The sequence below is a fragment of the Streptomyces sp. NPDC048600 genome (genome assembly GCF_055587025.1).
Genome location: NZ_JBVJGZ010000012.1, coordinates 64,991 through 84,547 on the forward strand (window position 1 = coordinate 64,991; position 19,557 = coordinate 84,547).

Sequence of the window (19,557 nt, forward strand, 5' to 3'; positions counted from 1 at the left end):
CGGCGTACCGTCGTGGTGTGGAGTTCACCGCGGACACGCTGGTGTCCCGAGCCGCACAGGAGCTCGTCCCGCGGGCGGACGGGCTGATCCAGGACGTGGTGCGGCACCTGCGACGCGAGGTCCCCGAACTGTGGGAGGACCCCGAGATCGCCCGGATGACGGCGCAGTCCATCGCCGACCACGTGATCGGCGGCCTGCGCGGACTGGAGAACGGCGTAGGGCCGGACGAGATCGAACTGCCGCCCGCCGACATCGACCGCGCGATCCGCCTGACCCGGCTCGGCAAGCCGATCAACACGCTCCTGCGGGCCCTGCGCCTGGGCAACTTCCTGCTCGTCGACCGCGTCATCGAGGAGATGCCCCGGCTGACCGGCGACGCCCGCCTGGTCGCCGCGGCCGCCCGCAGACTGATCGCGCTCGGCACCGAGTACGTGGACCTCTCCTCGGAACGGGGCGTCCTGCTGTACAAGGAGGAGGCCGACCGCAGGGCGCAGTGGCGGCTGTCGACGGTCAACGAGGCGGGCCGCCGCATCGGCACCACCCTGGACATCGTCCGCACCACGCAGGAGCTGGCCGAACTGGCCACCGAGCAGTTCGCCGACCGGGCCACCGTCGACCTGCTGGAAGCCGCCCTGCGCGGCGAGGACGCCCCGGCCGAGCGCACACCCGTACTGCGCCGCACCGCCCGGAGCCCGGCGGCGGACGGCACACCGGGGGCGGCCGTGCCCCCGGAGGAGCCGCACACCCACCCGCCCGGCTCCCCGCCGGACCTCGCGCTGGCCACCGGGCAGCCGTCGCGCCACCAGGCCGACTCCTCCGGCCCGGCCGAGGACGCCCACTCCTGGCTCGTCGTACCGCTGCGCGCCCGCGGCACCACGCTGGGCGTCGCCCAGTTCTTCCGCGACCGGATCCCGGACCCCTTCGACGACGAGGATCTTCTGCTCGCCCAGGAGATCGCCGCCCGCGCCGCCCTCGCCGTGGACAACGCCCGCCGCTACACGCACGCCCGCGCCACCGCCCTGGCCCTCCAGCGCAGCCTGCTCCCGCGGAGCACCCCCGAGCACTCCGCCGTGGAGATCGCCTGCCGCTATCTGCCCGCCGGCGCGGGGGTCGGGGTCGGCGGCGACTGGTACGACGTCATCCCACTGTCCGGCGCCCGGGTCGCCCTGGTGGTGGGGGACGTGGTCGGCCACGGCGTCGAGGCCGCCGCCACCATGGGCCGACTGCGTACGGCGGTCCGTACGCTCGCGGACATCGACCTGCCGCCGGACGAGCTCCTCACCCGTCTGGACGACGTCGTGCTGCGGCTGTCCACCGACCTGACCGGCGACGACCCGGACACCGACGCGGACGGCGGAGTGGGCGCCACCTGCCTGTACGCCGTCTACGACCCCGTCTCCGGCCGCTGCACCCTCGCCCGCGCGGGCCATGTGCTGCCGACCCTGGCCAACCGGGACGGTGCCGTGCACGTCCTCGACCTGCCGCCCGGCCCGCCCCTCGGCCTCGGCGGCCTGCCCTTCGAGACCGCCGAGATCGACCTGCCCGAGGGCAGCCTCCTCGCCCTCTACACCGACGGCCTGGTGGAGTCCCGCGACCAGGACGTCGAGAAGGGCCTGGCCCGGCTGCACGAGGCACTCGCCCGGCCCGCCGACTCCCTGGAGGCCGTCTGCGACACGGTCGTCCGGGCCCTGCTGCCCGACCGCCCGGACGACGACGCCGCCCTGCTGCTGGCGCGCCCCCGGCCGATGGACGCCCTCCAGGTCGCCACCTGGGACCTGGAGGCCGCGCCCGAGGCGGTCTCCCGGGTCCGGGCCGACGTCTCCCGGCAGCTGCGCACCTGGGGCCTGGAGGAACTGGACTTCACCGCCGAGCTGGTCGTCAGCGAACTGGTCACCAACGCCATCCGCTACGGCCGGCCACCCATCCGGCTCCGTCTCATCCACGACCGCACCCTGCTGTGCGAGGTCTCCGACGACAGCAACACCACCCCGCATCTGCGCCGCGCCCGCGTCTTCGACGAGGGCGGCCGCGGCCTCCTCCTCGTCGCCCAGCTCGCCGACCACTGGGGCACCCGCCACGCCCGCCACGGCAAGACCGTCTGGGCGGAACTCACCCTGACGGGCGGCCTCTCGGCATTGACCTTCGACTGAGGGCCCCGCGACGCCGGGTCCGACGCCGGGTCCGACGTGAGCCCCGCCGCGGCGGTGAAGCCGCCCCGTGCATCCCGCTGAAGCTGCTGCGTACGCCCCGCTGAAGGCGCCGTGTACATCCCGCTGGAGTGCGCGGATAAATAGGCTCAAATCACCGCACAATCGGGCTAGTTGGGCAATTCGAGCGTGATCTTCGCCACTTTGCGGCGCTTCCCTGCGACACCTCGAGACAGTTGCACGCTGAAATGACTTGAGCCACTGCGGAGTCTGGTGTGGCTCAAGTGACCTATGTGGCCGACAGCGGCCGTCTTTGGGGTGGATTTCGTCGTGAATCGACGTAAGAGGCATGCCTACACGCCGTTGAGCCTGAAACGGCGGGCATGGTTGACGCTCGGTGCGGTGGTCCTGGGCGGAGGGGGTGTGGTCGGCTACGCGGTGGCCAGCCCCTCCTCCGGACCCGAGGAAACCGGCCAGGACAAGCGACCGGTGAAGATCTACGAACTGGCCCTGAAGGGGACCGAAGGCAAGCGTGAGCTGCCGCGCACCGAGACCGAGCAGTTCTCCCTCGTCGGCGTCACCTGGACGGGGGTCACCAAGGAACTCGACGGCAAGGCGCAGGTGCGCACCCGCGGCCTGGAGACCGGCGAGTGGAGCCCGTGGCGCGACCTCGGGCTCGACCTCGCCCCGCCGGAGGACCCGGAGGCCGACATGCGCGGCGCGTCCGAGCCGCTGTGGGTCGGTCCGTCCGACGGTGTGGAGGCCCAGGTCCTGCACGAGGACGGCACCACGGGAGCGCTCCCCAAGGGACTCGAGGTGAGCCTCGTCGACCCCGGCGTGGTGACCACCGCGGAGACGAAGGTGAGCGCGCCGGAGCCGGCCGCGTTCGCCGCGGAGGTGACGCCCTCCACGACGCCTGACACGACCCCGCCGACGACCCCGTCGCCGACCGCCACACCGACGGACACGGCTACCGCCACACCGACGGCCACGGACACGGCTACCGCTACCGCCACGCCGACCGTCACGCCGACGACGCCGGCCCCGCTGCCGTCCACCGCGCCGAGGCCGCCGATCCTCACCCGGGCGGACTGGGGCGCCGACGAGAAGCTCAGCCCCGACCCGTCGGAGTACAACGCGGACATCAAGGCCGTGTTCGTGCACCACACGACCGGAGCCGCGTACGACTGCACCCAGTCGACCTCGCTGATCCGCGGCATCTACGCGTACCACACCTCGCCCGTCTCCAAGGGCGGCAACGGCTGGAACGACATCGGCTACAACTTCCTGGTCGACAAGTGCGGCACGATCTTCGAGGGCCGCAAGGGCGGCGTCGACCTGCCCGTCCTCGGCGCGCACACCTACGGTTTCAACCGGGAGTCCACGGGCATCTCCGTCCTCGGTGACTACACCGCCGCCGGCGCCTCGAACGAGGCCCTGACCTCCATCGCCCGCGTGGCGGCCTGGAAGCTCGGCCAGTACGGCGCCGACCCGGCCGGCACGGTCGCCCTCAACGCCGGCGCGACCCAGAAGAACTTCTTCGGCACCTCGTTCACCTCGGGCACGAAGTACACCTTCAACCGGATCTCGGGCCACCGCGACGGCTACGCCACCGAGTGCCCCGGCACCTCCCTCTACGCCCAGCTGCCCGCCATCCGCACGCTGACGGCCGGCCCGGTGCAGAACCTGAAGGTCGCCTCCCTCAGCGGCGCGACCGCGTCCGGGGCGACGTACTACACCAAGGGCACGGTCACCGTGCGCTGGTCGAGCACCACCCCGGCCTCGCTCATCAGGAACTTCCAGGTCCTGGTCGACGGCCAGACCGTCGCCACCACCTCGGGCGCCGGCACCGCCAAGGCGGTCACCCTCGGCGCGGGCAGCCACACCGTTGCGGTGCGGGCCGTCCATGTGTCCGGCAAGGAGACGACCACCACCGCGCTGAACGTCGTCACCGACACGACCGCGCCGACGTTCACCACCACCCCGCAGCTCTCCCTGCGCACCGGCACGGTCAACACCACCGCGGTTCCCGTCACCCTCGGCTGGAAGGCCGTCGACGACAAGGCGCTGCGCGAGGTCAAGCTGGTGACCCCCACGGCCGCCGTCTTCAGCGCCGCCGCGACCTCCTCCGGCCGCACCTCCAACTCCGGTACGGCGAGCACCTGGTCCATGCAGGCCAACGACTACGCGGGCAACTCCCGTACGGCGTCCGCCGCCTACACCCCGGTCATCCTCCAGGAGACCTCCGCAGTGAAGTCCGGTACCTGGACGGCCCGTTCGTCCACCAGCTACCTCGGCGGCAAGTCGTACTCCAGCGGCACGAAGAACGCCAGCCTCAGCTGGACCTTCACCGGCCGCTCCGCCTCCTGGGTGGTCTCCCGCGCGAGCAGCTCCGGCCAGGTCTACGTCTACGTCGACGGCGTCAAGGTCAGCACCGTCGACCTGAAGTCCACGTCCACCCTGTACCGCCAGGCGATCTGGACCAAGACCTGGACGGCCAGCGCCAAGCACACGGTCAAGATCGTGGTCGTCGGCACGACGGGCCGCCCCACGATCACCACGGACGGCCTCGTCTACATCAAGTGACGCGTCCCGTCCGCTGATTCACCCCCACCGCCCCCGCGAGCAGGCCTCGGCCCGCCCGCGGGGGCGGTGTGTCGTCCGGCCCGGCTACGGTGCGCCGGTCTTGTTGAACCCCCTGTCCAGATAGGGGTACTGGTCCGGGACATGCCCGTCGGCGGCGACCAGACGGGCGATGCCGCCCTCGTCGCGCCAGACCTGCCGGTCGGAGGCGAAGGAGAACCCGCCGAACTCCGGGTGGATCTCGTCGGTGTAGACGCGGTAGCGCTGGCCCGGCTGGATGACCGTCCCCGCGGGGAACGGGAAGGAGTACCCGGTGGTCTTGCACTCCACGAGCCAGCCGGTCAGGTCCTGCGGCGCGCCGCCCTGGTTGAGGATCTCGACGTACTCGTCGCGCTGGCCCGGTCCGGTGCCGAGGTAGCGCAGATCGGAGATGATCACGTCCGGCTCGTCGAGCGTGAACATGCAGACGACCTCGGCGAAGTTGATCCCGCCCTCGGGGCTGCGGAACCGCCGGACGATCTGGCCGCCCCGCTTGAACCCGCTCAGGACCGCCCGGTACTGCTTGCCGTCGATCACGACGGGCTGCGGGTGGACGAAGGTCTGCAGGTCGACCAGGTCGTCGTCCGCGGGACTGCTGCCGGTCGAGTTGGGTGTCTCGTCGTGGGAGAAGCTGAAGCCGAGGTCGGTGGTGCTGCCGTCCTCGAACATGACGCTGATCGTGAGGTGCACGTCGAACCGGCTCGGGCTGACGGTCGTGGGTACGTTGCGGTGCACGAAGGTCCCGACGACGAACTCGGTCCCGTCGAGCTGGACGTCCGCCGCCGTGCCGCGGAACTGGTACCCGCTCTGGGAGCCGCTGCTGCCCCACCGTACGTCGGCGGTGCCGAGCCCGGCGACGGGGGAGATGGCCGGAGCGGTGGAGGGGAAGACGCCGGAGGTGACGACTGTGGTCATGGTGTCTGGTTCCTCTTCCCTCAGTCCTCGTCCTCGACGACCTCGGCCTTGAGCTTCGCCGGGGGCGCCGTCCCGATCTGGGCGACGCCGTCGGTGAAGCGGCCGAGCGCGGCACCGTCGACGGCCTCGATGCCGCAGGTGTAGACGATGCAGTCCTTGTCGTCGGCGGTCGTGTTCAGATGCACGTGGTACGTGAACGTCAGCGTGCGGCCGTCCGCGCTCACCTTGGCGAGGACGGGAGGCAGACTGCCGCCCGTCGTCTGGTCCATGCGCTTGTACTGGGCGCCGACGACGCCGTTCCAGCGGAACCCGGTGGGCGCGGTGAAGACGTGGTCGCGTTCGCCCGCGTCGACGGTCTCGCTCCAGTTCGGTGTGCGGACGCAGATGTTGACGGTCGCGCCGAGGCCCCCGGGGGCGTCCTCGACCCCGCCCTCCTGCCACACCACGAGGTCCAGCTTCTGGGCGCGGCCCTGCTCGTAGCCCCAGTCGTAGCCGTTCGCGTACTGGTCCTGCTCACCGCGTCTGCCGTCGCGCGGCGGGTCGGCGTGCGGGCGGCCGGCGAGGGCGTCGGCGCGCCCCGCGTCCTCTCCTCGTTTGTAGGCTTCCTTCTTGGACTGCACGTCGGTGGTCAACTCGGTCCTCCTGAGGCTGCGATCGAAGGGTGCGGCGAGGGGGGCGCCCTGGTCCGGGCCGCCCCGGCACCCGACGGGCGGGCACACCCGGCACGGCACACCGCGCGGTTCACCGCACGCGGGAGTCCATGGGGAGCGGGCCGGGGAGGACGGGGACGCGGAGCGCCGCCTGCGCTCACGGGTGGGATGTGCGCGCAGGCACGACGGCACGCACCGGGCCGTCATCGGTCCATCGTTAGCCCCGGGTTACGGGCGGTATGCGGCGCTTCCGCCGTTTGCGAATGCCGGATCGATTCTGCGCCGCTTGTTCGAGTGGAGTCGAAGCGCGTCAGCGCACGGGGACGTGGAGCGCGGCCGGCCCGCGCTCCCGTCGTCCGCCCCCGGGGCTCTCCCAGGAGTTCCCGACCGCTACTCGCCGCCGCTCCTCCCCGGTGCTCCCTCGTGCGGGTGGGGTGCCCGGTGCGCTGCTCCCGCGGAGGCGGATCCGGCCGGTATGCAGGGGAGTTGTCCATGACGGCGCGGAAGGAGACCCCATATGCCGGAGACGAGGCCGCGGAAGCGGAGGGTGCCGGACACCAGCGAGGCGCGAGCTCGGCGGTGCCGGGCGGTGACGCGGTGACGGCGGACGTGGGCTTGGTGGGCGACGGGGCCGCGGCGGTGGACGCGGGCATGGTGGGCGACGGGGCCGCGGCGGCGGACGCGGGCATGGTGGGCGACGGGAGCGTCGTGGGCGACGGGACCGCCGGATTCTCCGGGGACGGAGGGCCCGCGGCGCTCGGGCGGCTGGCCTTTCCCGCAGACGTGGTGCTGGGAGCCGGGGCGGTCCTCGTCGCCGACCACGCCAACCACCGGGTCCGCAGGGTCGACGGCTCCGGCACGCTGACCACGGTCGCCGGGGACGGGCTGCGCGGCTGCGCCGGGGACGGCGGCGACGCGGCACGGGCCCGGCTGGGCTTCCCGTCGGCCCTGGCGGTCGGCCAGGACGGGGCCGTGTTCGTCGCCGACGAGATGAACCACCGGGTCCGCCGGATCGACCCCTCGGGCGTCATCGACACCGTGGCGGGAGACGGCACCCGGGGCGGCGAGGGGGACGGCGGTCCCGCCGCACGCGCCCGGCTGGACGCCCCGTGCGCCCTGGCCGTGGACGGTGCCGGGACGCTGTACATCGGCGAAGGCGGCAGTCCGCGGGTGCGCAGGGTCGGCGCCGACGGTGTGATCACCACGGTCGTCGCGGCGTCCACGGCCTCCGGTACGGCCGGGGGTGCCCTCGCGGCCGACCCCGGCGGGGCGTTCGTCCCCGCGGGGCTGGCGGTCGACGCGGACGGGCGGCTGTACATCGCCGATCCCGCCGGGCGCCGGGTGCTGCTGCTCGGCACGGACGGGGCGCTGCGGGTCCTGGCAGGGCCTGAGGGCGGGGGCGCCGGTGCGACGCCGGCCGACTGGAGCGCCCCCTGCGCGGTGGCGGTCGACGCCCGGGGGGCCGTCCATGTGGCCGACATGAACGGCCACCAGGTGTGGCGGCTGGCCGACGGAGCGGCCGAGGTCCTGGCCGGCCCCTCGCTCGCCTATCCCTGCGGTCTCGCCGTGGACCCGGCCGGGCGGCTGCTGGTGGCGGACAACTTCCACCACCGGATCGTGGCCCTGCCGCTCCCCGCCGCTCCCTCCGGGGACACCGAACCGGAACCGGAGCGGCAGGAACGGCCAAAGCCGGAGCCGGTATCGGAGCCGGAGCCGGAGCCGACTCCCGAGCCGACCCCCGGCCCGGAGCCGACTCCCGAGCCGACCCCCGGCCCGGAGCCGACACCCGAGCCGACCCCCGGCCCGGAGCCGACACCCGAGCCGACCCCCGGCCCGGAGCCGACTCCCGACGAACCCCCCGCCCCTCCCGCCCGGCTCCTGGTCCGCCAGGAGGTCGGCGTGGAACTCCCGCGCGGAGGAAGCGAGTTGCTCCACGTGCGGGTCTCGTCCACCGACCCCTGGGTCCCGGGACGGGTCGAGCACCGCTTCACCGCCCCGAAGGGATGCGTCTTCGACGGCCGGGCGACCTGCGCCTACTACCGCGCGGACCGCACGGTGATCCCTGGCGGACAGCCGACGGCCACCGTGCGTGACGGCGGCAGGACGCTGACCGTCGAGGACGAACCGCGTCTGAACACACCGGACCACCCGGCGGCGGCCCTCGTCTACACGCTCGGCATCCTCGCCCTGGCCGACGCCGAACCGGGCCGCCACACCGACGGGCGGGCGATCGTCGCAGGCCAGGAGCCCGTACCCGTGAAGGCGAGCGTTCTCGGCGACGACGAGGAGTAGCGCGGGAGCGCGCGGGCGAACCGGTCGGCCGGCCCCCTGGGAGTCGCCTGCGGCGGACATGCCGTAGGCGACTCTTTGCGATTTCAAACCTTGAATACGGAAGTAATCGTTTCTCTGCTCCCAGGTCACTCAGGTGATGCTCACGGAGTGTGACAGAAGTGGATCACTGCCTTAGCGTTCGGAACGTGTCCACGCCGACCCTTCTGAGGTTCGGGCCCCCGGGCCCCTTCCCGCGTGCCCCGCTCACCCATCCGCTCGACCGCAAATGGCTGCACTACGCGTTCCTGTCCCGGTGCGGCCGACAGGCGCTCATCGCCAATCTGTCCGTCCTCGGGTCCTCCGCCGGAACGGTCCACGCGGACCCGGGCGCCCCAACCGCCGGACGGCGCAGCGGCACCGGCACGGCGGCCGAGGGGCAGCACATGGCCATCCTGCTCCTCTACGGGGAGGAACACGGCTGGAGCTGCACCCAGTTCAACGCCGACCAGCCCGAACTGCCCTGGTCCGCGTTCCGGTTACCGCACCCGCACGGCGAGCCCGGCGCGTTCCGCGTCGCCGCCCGGTCGGGGGCCCCGGCGGCCGACGTGACGCTGACCCGGACCAGCAGGCCCTGCACCTCGCAGTGCGCCCCGTTCGGCGAGGACGAGCATCTGCGCTGGCAGTCGGAGCCCGGGGTGCTGGGCACCGGCACCCTGCGGCACGGCGACGGCACGGCCACCGAGACGGACCTGCTCGGCTACCACGAACGGGTGCGCGGCCGCTGGTCCTGGCCCACCCTCGGCGGCTGGGTGTTCGGCTTCGTCAACGACCCGTCCGGCCCCGCCGGCACCGCCCCTCCCTCGGCGGTGGTCTTCACCCTGCTCCAGCCCCTGCGCCCGGCGGACGCGGCCAACGGCTCGGTGATGCTGTGGCGCCACGGGCGCATGATCCGTCACTTCCCGCGCCGCAACCTCCGGGTCGCGGTCAGCGGCAGCCTGGACCGCGACCGGGTGGCGACGGTGCCGCCGCTGGCGGACGTGCTGGGCACCCCGCCGATGGCCGAGGTGCCCGGCCGACTGCTGATCACGGCCCGGCTGGGCGAGGACCGTCTCGTCCTCGACTTCCGCTCGCGCACGGCGGGCCGCATCGCCAACCCGTCCGAGACGAGTCTGCACCCGTTCAGCGTGCACGAGACCCTCGGACCGTGCACGGTCGAGGGCCGCATCGGCGGGCGGGACGTCGGCTTCCGTACCGAGGGCATCGTGGAGTTCGCCGGCGGCGCCCATGACTGAGACCGTGCCCGCCGCCTTCACGGGTGCCCGGCTGCTCGACGAGACCGTCGCCGCCCTGTCCGACCGCGCGCCGGCCGTTCTGGCCGCCGCCGCCGACCAGTTGCGGGGCATCCGGCTCGGCCTGCGCTTCGACGACGACAGCCATGCCACCCTCACCGCGCTGCACAGCCGTATCGTCGTCCACCAGGACCGCTGCCCGGACCCCGACGTCGAAGTGGCCTTCGACGACCGGGCGATGAACCTGCTGTTCGACCTCCAGCGCCGGCCCGTCGACCAGGTCCTGCCCGACAGCCTCGACGTCCGCGGTTCCCAGGAGGACACCCTCGCCGTGTGGCGGGCGTTCACCCTGCTGTCGCGGCGCGCGGCCGGGCTGCGCAGCATGCAGGAGCTCTGGGGGGCGTACCGGGAACAGGCACCCCGGTTGTGGGGCGGCGCCGTACCCGCGGCCCGGGAGCCGTACGCCGACCCGGTCGACTGGACGGCGGCGGACTATCTCGCCCGGCGCTGCCCGGACGACGCGCCCGCCCGCCCCGCGCTGATCGGCGACACCACCGTCAGGGCACCCCGCGTGCTGTGGGACGGCCGCACCAGCACGAGCTGGTCGCTGGAGGACGTCGTCCGCGACGCGGACCTGATGGAGACGATGCGCCGGTGCCGGGCCCGCACCAACGAGGAGATCGAACGGCTGCTGCCGGACCGCGAGCCGCGCGCCGAGCTGTACGACCTGATGCGCTCCTATCCCGCCCGGCAGGGCAAGGGGCTGCGGCCCACCCTGACCATCGCGGCCTGCGCCGCCTTCGGCGGACGCCCCGAGGACGCCGTACGGGCCGCCGCCGCGCTGGAGCTGTTCCACAACGGCTTCCTCGTGCACGACGACATCGCCGACGAGTCGACCCACCGGCGCGGCCTGCCGACCATGCACGAGGAACACGGCCTGGGCCTGGCGGTCAACGTCGGCGACGGGCTGAACCTGCTCGCCGTCGACGCCGTCCTGTCCAACCTGGAGACGCTGGGCCTGGCCCGCACTCTGGGGCTCATCCACGAGGCGATCCACATGTGCCGGGAGTCCGTCGAGGGCCAGGCGCTGGAACTGGGCTGGATCCGGCACGAGGTCGTCCCCGAGGCCGACGAGGCCTACTTCACGATGAGCACCAAGAAGACCGGCTGGTACACCTGCATGAGCCCGTGCCGGATCGGCGCCGTCTGCGCGGGTGTCACCGATCCCGCCGTGCTGGGGCGCTTCGACGAGGCGTTCCGGTTGATCGGCATCGCCTTCCAGATCCAGGACGACATCCTCAACCTGGTCGGCGAGGAGGCCCTCTACGGCAAGGAACCCCTCGGCGACCTGCTCGAGGGCAAGCGGACGGTGATGCTCATCCACCTCTTCCGCACCGCGTACGGCCATGAGCGCCCCCGCCTCCTCGACGTGCTGCGCAGACGCCGTACGGACAAGACGCAGCAGCACGCCGAGGAACTGCTCGCCGCCATGCGGCGGCACGGCTCCATCGAATACGCCACCGATCTCGCCGACCGGCTCGCCGCCGAGGGCATCGCCCGTTTCGAGGACGACCTCCGGATCATCCCCGAGAACGAGGGCAAGGCCGTCCTGCGCCAGATCGCCCACTACGTCACCTCAAGGCCACTGTGACCACCACCGAGACCCCGCCCCCGCCGGCCGGCACCACCGCCCCCGGCCCCCTGACCCCGACCGACCACCGGGCCCTGGCCTTCATCGGCCAGGTCAACGGCACTCTGCGCGCCTGTCTGTGCACACTCGCCCGGCACGGCGTCGCCCTGCGCCGCGGCGAGCCCGAACGCGCCCGCGTCCTGCTCGACACGGTCCGGCCCTGGCCCCTCTACAAGGGCGGTCAGTTCCTCTTCGACCTCATGGAGTGGGAGGACCTCATGGTCGACGGGGACCTGCCGCCGGTGATGCCCGCCGAGCGGATCGTCGCCGCCTGCACCCTGCCCGTGCAGTGGCTCGCCGCCGCCACGGCCGACGCCCCCGCCGCGGCGAGGCTGGTCCCCGGGCAGCGCACCGCCGCGGCCCTCGACCTGCCGCTGCGCCTGCTGGCCACCACCGCGCGCACCGCCTTCCTGGGCGCCGCGCAGGACCTCACCGACCTGCTCGGCACACCGGAGTCGGGTTCCGTCCCCGGACCGCCCCCCGCCCCGGAACCGGAGACGCCGGCGCCCCCCACCGAGCCCGAACTGCCACCCCTGGAAGCCGGGTTCTACCTCTACGAGGACATCGTCCTCGGCTCCCTCACCGTGCTCGGCCCGCTCCTGGCCGAGCACGCCCCCGCCGACAGCCCCTGATCCGGGCGCCGTTCACCGACGCCCGCGCCGACGGCCCGGTAACCGGCCCGTCCCCAAGCCCGCCACCGACGGCGGATCCGCCCACGCGGAAAGCACCCACCCCCAGAAGGGAAAACCATGGCCACACAGGCCCAGGCCCCCGTTCAGCCGGGATCCGAGAACAAGCTGTACATCCTCCAGCAGGGCATCGTCGAGGACGCCCCCGGCGGTGTCCCGGCCCACCTCAGCTTCGGCATCCTCAGCACCGTCCCGGACCCGGTGAACCCCGGCGACGTCACCTTCAGCCTGAAGGCGCCCACGGGCTTCGTCTTCACCAGCTGGCTCTCCTGGGCGTACCACGACGTCAACACGCTCCAGGCGAAGGGCAACCTCCAGACCACCCAGGGCACCCTCACCGACGGGGGCCGCGCGCTGACCTTCACCCACAACCCGTACCTCTCCACCAACCAGGAAGCCCTCGGCTACGCGGCCCAGGTCACCGCCGTCGACGGCGCGACGCCCGGCCGCTACACCGACGGCCAGCTCAAGGTGGGCGCCGCCGACCCGATCAAGCTCAAGGGCCGCGTCCTCGACGCCGCCGAGGACTGATCCGGCAAGGTCGTCAGGGCCTGATCCGTTCGCCGGATCAGGCCCTGACGGGTACCGAAGGTGTGCGGCCTACCAGGTGAAGGCCGCCGACTGGTTGCCGGTGGCGGTGCAGTAGGAGGAGAAGGTCCCGCCGCCGTTGGTCACGGTGAACTTCAGGGACCAGTTGCTCGCGCTCGGGGCGCCGGTGAGGGCGACGGAGTCCGTGGTGTCACCGGCGGCCAGCGAACCGGCGGTGAGCGGGAGCGGACCGAAGGAGATCGGGTCGCCGGTGGCGGCGGCCGCGTGCACGGCGCCGGAGAACTCCACCTCGTCGGCCGCGCCGGCGGAGGTCTTGTTCAGCTTCAGCGTGGTGGTCACGGAGTTGGCGCCGAGCGGGAACTGCGTGAGGATCTCGGTCGAGTCGATCCGGACGGTCTTGGTGCCGTTGTCGTCCGCGGTGAGCGTGACGGTGCCGCTGCCCGCGGCCCCGCAGTCGTACGTGGCCGTGGCCGACGCCGGGGCGACCGCGTTCGCCGCGCCGGCCAGTGCCAGGGACGCCGCGAGCGCACCCGAGGTGGCGACGGCGGTCAGGGCGAGTCGGCGCGTGGCGATGCCGTGCATGAGGTGCTCCTTGTGAAGAGGGTGCCGTTCCTGACGGAACGTCTCTGTCCGCGAGTACCGGGCCCGGCGTCTCAAGATCCAGTACACGCCGCGCACCTCTTGCGCCGGTTGATCATCTCTGGAGTTCCGGCAGGCCGCGGGGTGTACGGCCCGCTGCCCGTGACCGGACATCACGGATTCGGCCCGAGCCGGGCTCAGGCGGTCCTACGCTTGCCCGATGTCCAAGTTCGAGTACTACGTCGTACACGTCCAAGACTCCATCACGAGCTCCGCCGGAAAAGTCCAGAACCTGGTCAACGCCACTTCGGTCATGAACCAGTACGCGGAGCAGGGGTGGAGGGTCGTCTCCTGCGTGCCGGGGACCAACGCGCAAACGTATGGCGGAGTCGTCATCACCTTCGAGCGCGGCTGACGCACGCCGCCGCAGGGCCGTGCGCCGGCCCCCGAGACCTGGAGCACGCACCGACGAGCTGTGAACCCGCACCTGGGGCTGAGCGGCCACCCCGACACGGAACCGCCTCAGCTTCCGGACAGGGCGGTGTGGCGGTCGGTCGATCGGAGCGGCGGCAAGCGATGGACACGCGGCAACGCCAAAGGGCCCTCACCGACCAGGTGAGGGCCCTCTGGGCCCGGGAGGGTGATCCTTCCGGGCCGATGCCGAGTGGCTGGATCGCGACGGGGTCGCGCTGTGGTCAGCCGATGGACCAGCCGAAGGCGCCGCCGGCGGCCGGGAGGCCGTTCTGGCCCGGCTGGTGGGTGGTGACCGTGCCGGCGGGGCCGGTGCGGCCGGCCGTCGTGTTGCCCCACGGGAGGGAGTGGACGGCGCCGAACGGGGCGGTGTCGGCCACGCCGACGTGGAGCGCCGACGTGGTCGCTGCCAGGTGGGCGCCTACGGCGTGCCCGGCCGTCGGGGTGCCGCCCAGGCCGGAGGCGTCGCCCGCCTGGATCCACTGGTCGGTGTCCCCGGGGACGCCGAGCGGGTCGAAGGTCTGCACCGCGCCCGCGTCCACGACGCCGCCGATGTCCTTGCCCGGGAGGCCGACCGCGAGGACGAGGGTCGACGCGGTGGCGGGTGCGTCGGGGGCGAGGTTGACCAGGGACACGCTCTGACCGAGCTGGTCACCCGCCGCGGCCGTGCCGGCCACGCCGGCGACCTCGGCGGTGATGGAGGCGACCTTCGTGATGACGCCCGCCCCGGTGATGCGGAAGGTGTAGGCCTGGCCGGCGTGGTCGACGGGGGCCGAAGCGACCGTCAGGCCCTCGCCGGGCACGCCGACCGCGATGACGGTGTCGGTCGCGGTGCTCGCGCCGGACGGTGCGTAGGCGGCGGCTGCGAGGGAGCCTCCGAACAGGTCGCCGGTCTCGGCCAGGCTGCTGACCACGGGGTCGTTCTGGTTGAGACCCGCGAGGGCGGTGGGCAGGCCGCCGGCGTTCAGCTCGTGGTTGAGCACCTGGATGTTGCCGGCGTCGGTCGCGGTGCCGATGGCTTCGTTCGGGGAGCCGATGACGATGTGGTTCGCGGAGGCGGTGATGGTCGTGCCGAACCGGTCGCCGGCCTCGCTGTCACCGTCCATGCCGGGCTTGTTCTGGTCGGTGGCCACGTTGGTGGTACCGCGCAGGTAGTACACGATGCCGGCGTCCGCGGCGGTGCCGACGTCCTCGCCGGGCACGCCGATCAGCAGGTAGGGCCGGCCCTGGGCGGTGTGGCCGGCGGCGACGGCGTGGCCGAAGCGGTCCCCGGCCTCGGGCACCGAGGACTTGACGGCGCCGTCGCCCGTGCCCTGGATCAGGTTGAGTGCGGCCTTGCCGGTGGACACGCCACCCGCGGCGCCGTAGAGGACGCTGACGGTGCCGGCGTCGGTCGCGCCGGCGACGTCCTCGCTCGGGACGCCCACGACGAGGTCGCTGCAACCGTCCTCGTCGTGGTCGAACGTGGCCAGGTTCTCGCCGAAGGAGTCGCCGGGTTCGGCGTCGCCCGGGACGGCAGCGAGGTCCTGGTGGAGCTCGGCGGTGCCCTTGCCGCCGCCGTAGATCACGCGGACCACGCCCGCGTCGGCGTGACCGCCGACGGCGGCCTCGGGGTCACCGACGACGGTGTCCTCGACGGCGTCACAGTTGAGGTCGGTGAAGCGGGGGCGCGGCGGCGGCTGCGGGAGGTCGATGCGGAGCCGGGGGGTGACCGCACCGGTGTAGGTGATGGGCGTCCCGCCGTCCTTCAGCAGGGCCTCCAGCTCGGCGAGGGTCTTGCCGGGGTGGGCCTGCCGGAGGATCGCGAGGGCGCCGGCCACGTGGGGGGCGGCCATCGAGGTGCCGTTCTTGGAGGCGAACCCACCGCCGGGGACGGAGGAGATGATGCCGGTCCCGGGCGCGAGCACGTCGAGGAGCGGGCCGCGGTTGCTGAAGGTGGAGAGCTGGTCGTCATCCGTGGTGGAGCCCACCGTGAGGGCGGAGGACACGCACCCGGGGGCGTTGACGGCGTTCGCATAGCCGTTGTTGCCGGCTGCGACGACGGTGGCGACGCCCTGGTTGAACAGGGTGTCGATGATCGGCTTGCGGGGGTCCGACGCGCACGCGGCGGTCCATCGCCCACCGCCCAGAGACATGTTCGCGGCGATGATGTCGGTGCCCGCGTTCTTCAGGGCCGAGACCTTCTCCAGTGCCTTGATCTGCGAGCTGGTGAAGCTGAGGACGCAGGGGCTGGCTCCCGGCCCGCAGTAGGCGTCGTTGTTGATCTTGGAGAACACCTGCATGGCGATGATGTCCGCGCCGGGGGCGACACCACGGGCCGGAGCTCCGGTCACACCGGTTCCGTCGCCCGCGGCGATGCCGGCGACGTGGGTGCCGTGGGAGCAACTGGTACCCAAGGTGGCGCACGGGCCGCTGTCCGCGTCGGCGCTGCCGGGGCCCTCCTGTTCGGCCGTGCCGTTCGGGCACAGGCTGGTGGCGCCGTAGGCGGCGTCGGTGACGGAGAAGCATGCCTCGGCCTTGACTCGGCCGGCGAGGAACGGGTGCCCGGTCGCGACGCCCGTGTCGAGGATCGCGATCGCGCTGCCGGCGCCGGTCTTCCCGGCGGCGACGGCCGCGTCGCTGCCGATCTTGGCGGTGGACTCGTTCAGCGTCGGTTCGACCGGGACGTCCTCGCTGACGCTGAGGACACCTGGCATGGTGCTCAGCGAATCCAGGCCGGCCCGGTCCACGCGCAGGGTGACCAGCGGCAGAGTCTCGTAGGAGACGAGCACTTCACCCGCTTCGGAGGCCGAGGAGAGTTCCGACAGTCCGTCGAGGAGAACGTTGACGCGGACGGTGCCGCCGTCCTGGGTCTCGTCGAACAGCGGCGGGTCCACCGGGCCGTCCTCCGCGGCGAACGCCGGGCCGGAACCGGTCAGGGGGTTGACGCCGACCGGTATCGCGGTGAGCGCCACGGCTGCCGCCGAGGCGGCGAGCGCGACCCGCATGGATCTCTTCACTTCGTGTCTCCATGGAAGGGGAGGGGAAAAGGCGGAGGGGGTGTGGCCATCGGGCGCGGGGGCGACAGCGCGGCGAGGCCGAAGGGTCAGGCAGGGGGTCAGGCAGGGGGTAAAGCAGGGGGGCGAGCGAAGGGGTCGGGCAAAGGCCACGACGAAGGCGCGGACGCAGGCTCGGGTGAAGCCGGAGGGCCGGGCGAGGCCGCAGCCGGGAGCAGCGGGCGGGAGATGCAGGGCCGGGCGGCGGATGTCCGGCGCCCGGCCCTACGGTGCCTGTTGAACGGTCCGTCGGACGATAGGCCGGAGCGCATCGACGGGACGATCAGGTGGCGTTGGCGCCGTTCCTCGGGTGCCCGCCGTAGAACACGCCGAGGTAGTAGCTGTAGGCCAACTTGTTGCAGCTGTCCCGCTTCCACCAGGCATAGGCCGGGCAGGTGTTGTAGCGCATCAGGTTGTAGAACGCGGCGTCGCTGGCGAAGGCCTTGTTGCGGTCCAGGTAGTAGCTGTAGCCCTTGTAGGTGTTGCCGATGGTTCCGTAGGCGTAGTCGTGCGCGTCGCACGCGGCGCGGAAGTCGAAGCCGAGGGGCCTGTCGTACGAGTCGGTGCAGTGGTCGTAGAAGACACCACGGACCCAGTAGCCGGTGGGCGTCTGCTTCCAGGACGGCCACCTCCAGCCGTAATGGGCCACTGCGGTGCTGCAGTTGCCCCACCACCGGATCCACGACTCCGGGGAGGAGCAGGCGCGCGGGTTGGCCTGCGGGTCGGTGATCTCCCCGCTGATGAAGTTCTCGGAGGGCGGGCTGACCCCGTCGGGCTGTTCCTGACCGGGCGCGATGGAGCCGGCGTCAGGGACGACACCGCTGGTCTCCTGGGCCTGCGGGGCGGCGGCGTCGCCGCTGAACGTCAGCTCCCAGTCGCCGCCGGCGCCGCTCGTCAGGGTCGAGAGACGGTCGTCGCCGTCGTAGGTGTAGGAGCTGAGCTCGCTGCCCTCGGCCGGGTTGGTGACCTCGCGGAGCAGACCGGAGGCCTCGTAGGTGTAGCGGGCCAGTGTCTGGACGGTCTGGCCACTGGTGACCGTGATGTCCTTGACCTGGCCGGCCACGTCACCGAGGGTCGTGCCCGTGGCGGTGGTCGCGGTGGCGTAGGTCACGGCGAGGGACTGCGCGGGGGCCTCACCGCGGGCGGGCTCGCTGACGGTGGCGACGCGGCCCTGGGCGTCGTAGGAGACCGCGGTGGGCTTGTACGCCTTGTTGCCGACGCTGGTGACGCGCCAGGTGTCACCGGTGCCGGACACCTGCTTCCAGGTGTAGGTGGGCTTGAGATCGGCCGCCGGGACGGGGTTGCCGTCCGCGCCGACGGGGACGTCGTCGCCCTCGGCCGCGGTGGCCAGGTCGACGTTCAGCGTCTCGGTGATGCTCGACTTCATCTCACCGGCGAGGTCGTCCCACGTCACGTTCTCGACCAGGGTCGAACCGTCGGACGCCGTGTAGGTGTTGATGCTGCCGCCGCCCGGACCGTCCATGGACTCGGTCAGCTCGTAGCGGGTGGACGCGCTGCTGTCCAAGTCGGTGGTGGTGATCGACCCCGAGTCCTGGACCAGCTTGCGGTTCAGCTGGCCACCGACGAACTCGGCTTCCCAGCTGGGACCGAAGACTCCGAGATCGGAGCGGTTCTCGGGTGCGTCCTGGGCCTGTGAGATCCCCTGCGCCTGGCCGGTGACGGTGTGCGTACGGCCCATGAGGCCGACCGCGACGTCGTTCTCGAAGACCTGGTAACTGTCGGTCTCGGACTGGTACATGCCGGGGCCGATGTTCTGGGTCTCGCCTGCGGCGAGGGGCGCGCCGGGCGTCTCTTCGGCGGCGGCCGAGAACTGCTGCGGGATCAGCAGAGCCATGGACATGGCGGCCACGATGGGGAGCGCGGATCTGCGCACGCTAAAGCCTTTCAGTGGGAAATCGGGCGGGTGGGGAAGTCTGCGCCGGTGCTTGCGGGCAGGGCTCTGCCTACGGGCATGGCTGTGCCACGGGCACGGCAGGTGAGGGGGATGGAGACGGGGTGGGGTCCGGGCTGTCGACCGCACCCGGAAGGGGTCGGGCCGGGCGGGCGCGGGCGCGGGCGGTTGCGGTCCTGCGGCGCGGTCAGGCGCGGTCAGGCGCGGTCAGGCAACCCGGGTCGGGAGGTCCGTTCGGGCCGTCCGGTCCTGCAGGTCCCTTCGATCGGGGAGACCGGGGAGGCCGAGTCGCTCGGGGAGATCAGGTCGGTCCGTTCGGCGGGACCGTGCCGCCTCGGCGACGCGTTCGGCCCAGTCGCGTACCGATGCGGAGATGTGGGGCGTGGCCCGGGCGCCGGCTGCCATCCGGTTCCACAGGTCTTCGTCGCACCACTGGCCGAACCGCCGGTGGGCGTTCTGCCAGGAGACGGGAAACGACTTCGGCAGTGCGCGCCAGGACTCGCCGCTCACCAGGACGTACAGGACCGCGGCGAACACGGCCTCCTCATCCGCCCTGCGGGTTCCGCCCCCCTGGGGTCGGGCCGTACCGGTGGTGAACAGGTGCCGCGCGAGCGGCCAGAGGACCATCGGAGACAGCCACGAGAATCGGCCGGTGGTCCGGTGAAGCGCTCCCCGGCGGGCCGGTTCGGTCACCATCAGTGCCTCATGGGCCCTGTTCGCGCCGGACCGGAGGCCGGC

14 protein-coding genes are annotated in these 19,557 nt (G+C 72.5%); 8 read left to right on the forward strand and 6 right to left on the reverse strand.

Annotated elements, in window-relative coordinates:
* Positions 1-17: 17 nt before the first annotated feature.
* Together ACZ6SQ_RS18125 and ACZ6SQ_RS18130 are read left to right on the forward strand one after the other, a co-directional pair.
* A complete protein-coding gene (locus tag ACZ6SQ_RS18125; protein WP_469562817.1) occupies positions 18-2,150 on the forward strand; it encodes an ATP-binding SpoIIE family protein phosphatase in 2,133 nt (710 codons plus the stop codon).
* A 366-nt stretch (positions 2,151-2,516) separates the two neighbouring features.
* Positions 2,517-4,733, forward strand: coding sequence for a peptidoglycan recognition protein family protein (locus ACZ6SQ_RS18130; protein ID WP_469563113.1), 2,217 nt, complete (start codon positions 2,517-2,519; stop codon positions 4,731-4,733).
* An 84-nt stretch (positions 4,734-4,817) separates the two neighbouring features.
* Here ACZ6SQ_RS18130 and ACZ6SQ_RS18135 read toward each other — a convergent pair whose 3' ends face one another.
* Together ACZ6SQ_RS18135 and ACZ6SQ_RS18140 are read right to left on the reverse strand one after the other, a co-directional pair.
* Positions 4,818-5,684, reverse strand: a complete 867-nt coding sequence (locus ACZ6SQ_RS18135) for a choice-of-anchor K domain-containing protein (protein WP_469562819.1) — start codon at positions 5,682-5,684, stop codon at positions 4,818-4,820.
* A 20-nt stretch (positions 5,685-5,704) separates the two neighbouring features.
* Positions 5,705-6,316 carry a hypothetical protein gene (locus ACZ6SQ_RS18140; RefSeq protein WP_469562822.1) on the reverse strand — a complete coding sequence of 204 codons (612 nt, stop codon included), beginning with the start codon at positions 6,314-6,316 and terminating at the stop codon, positions 5,705-5,707.
* A gap of 510 nt (positions 6,317-6,826) precedes the next feature.
* On the opposite strand from ACZ6SQ_RS18140, the gene ACZ6SQ_RS18145 reads away from it, so the two are divergent.
* The 5 genes from ACZ6SQ_RS18145 (at position 6,827) to ACZ6SQ_RS18165 (ending at position 12,804) form a co-directional block, all read left to right on the forward strand.
* Entirely contained in the window at positions 6,827-8,626 is a 1,800-nt protein-coding gene (locus tag ACZ6SQ_RS18145; RefSeq protein ID WP_469562825.1) for an NHL repeat-containing protein, read from the forward strand.
* Between the two features lie 185 nt (positions 8,627-8,811).
* Positions 8,812-9,897: a hypothetical protein gene (locus tag ACZ6SQ_RS18150; protein ID WP_469562828.1), complete on the forward strand. Its 1,086-nt coding sequence runs from the start codon at positions 8,812-8,814 to the stop codon at positions 9,895-9,897.
* Complete coding sequence (locus ACZ6SQ_RS18155) at positions 9,890-11,545, forward strand: polyprenyl synthetase family protein (protein ID WP_469562830.1); 1,656 nt, start codon at positions 9,890-9,892, stop codon at positions 11,543-11,545. The genes ACZ6SQ_RS18150 and ACZ6SQ_RS18155 overlap by 8 nt, the downstream gene beginning before the upstream one ends.
* Positions 11,542-12,216 (forward strand): hypothetical protein, encoded by a 675-nt coding sequence (locus tag ACZ6SQ_RS18160; protein WP_469562833.1) that lies wholly within the window; start codon positions 11,542-11,544, stop codon positions 12,214-12,216. Before ACZ6SQ_RS18155 ends, ACZ6SQ_RS18160 begins: the two co-directional genes overlap by 4 nt.
* Positions 12,217-12,333: 117 nt before the next feature.
* Positions 12,334-12,804, forward strand: a complete 471-nt coding sequence (locus ACZ6SQ_RS18165; protein ID WP_469562837.1) for a hypothetical protein — start codon at positions 12,334-12,336, stop codon at positions 12,802-12,804.
* Positions 12,805-12,873: 69 nt separating this feature from the next.
* On the opposite strand, the gene ACZ6SQ_RS18170 is transcribed toward ACZ6SQ_RS18165, so the two are convergent.
* A complete protein-coding gene (locus ACZ6SQ_RS18170) occupies positions 12,874-13,404 on the reverse strand; it encodes a hypothetical protein (RefSeq protein WP_469562839.1) in 531 nt (176 codons plus the stop codon).
* A gap of 217 nt (positions 13,405-13,621) precedes the next feature.
* On the opposite strand from ACZ6SQ_RS18170, the gene ACZ6SQ_RS18175 reads away from it, so the two are divergent.
* The gene (locus ACZ6SQ_RS18175; protein ID WP_469562842.1) at positions 13,622-13,816 is read left to right on the forward strand and encodes a DUF4177 domain-containing protein; all 195 of its coding nucleotides are present in this window, start codon (positions 13,622-13,624) and stop codon (positions 13,814-13,816) included.
* 280 nt (positions 13,817-14,096) lie between these two features.
* Here the strand turns inward: ACZ6SQ_RS18175 and ACZ6SQ_RS18180 are convergent, their stop codons facing one another.
* The 3 genes from ACZ6SQ_RS18180 to ACZ6SQ_RS18190 form a co-directional block, all read right to left on the reverse strand.
* A complete protein-coding gene (locus ACZ6SQ_RS18180) occupies positions 14,097-16,871 on the reverse strand; it encodes a S8 family serine peptidase (RefSeq protein WP_469562844.1) in 2,775 nt (924 codons plus the stop codon).
* 319 nt (positions 16,872-17,190) lie between these two features.
* Positions 17,191-18,768 (reverse strand): phospholipase A2, encoded by a 1,578-nt coding sequence (locus tag ACZ6SQ_RS18185; RefSeq protein ID WP_469562847.1) that lies wholly within the window; start codon positions 18,766-18,768, stop codon positions 17,191-17,193.
* Between the two features lie 258 nt (positions 18,769-19,026).
* Positions 19,027-19,515 (reverse strand): transposase, encoded by a 489-nt coding sequence (locus tag ACZ6SQ_RS18190; protein WP_469562849.1) that lies wholly within the window; start codon positions 19,513-19,515, stop codon positions 19,027-19,029.
* Positions 19,516-19,557 lie beyond the last annotated feature (42 nt).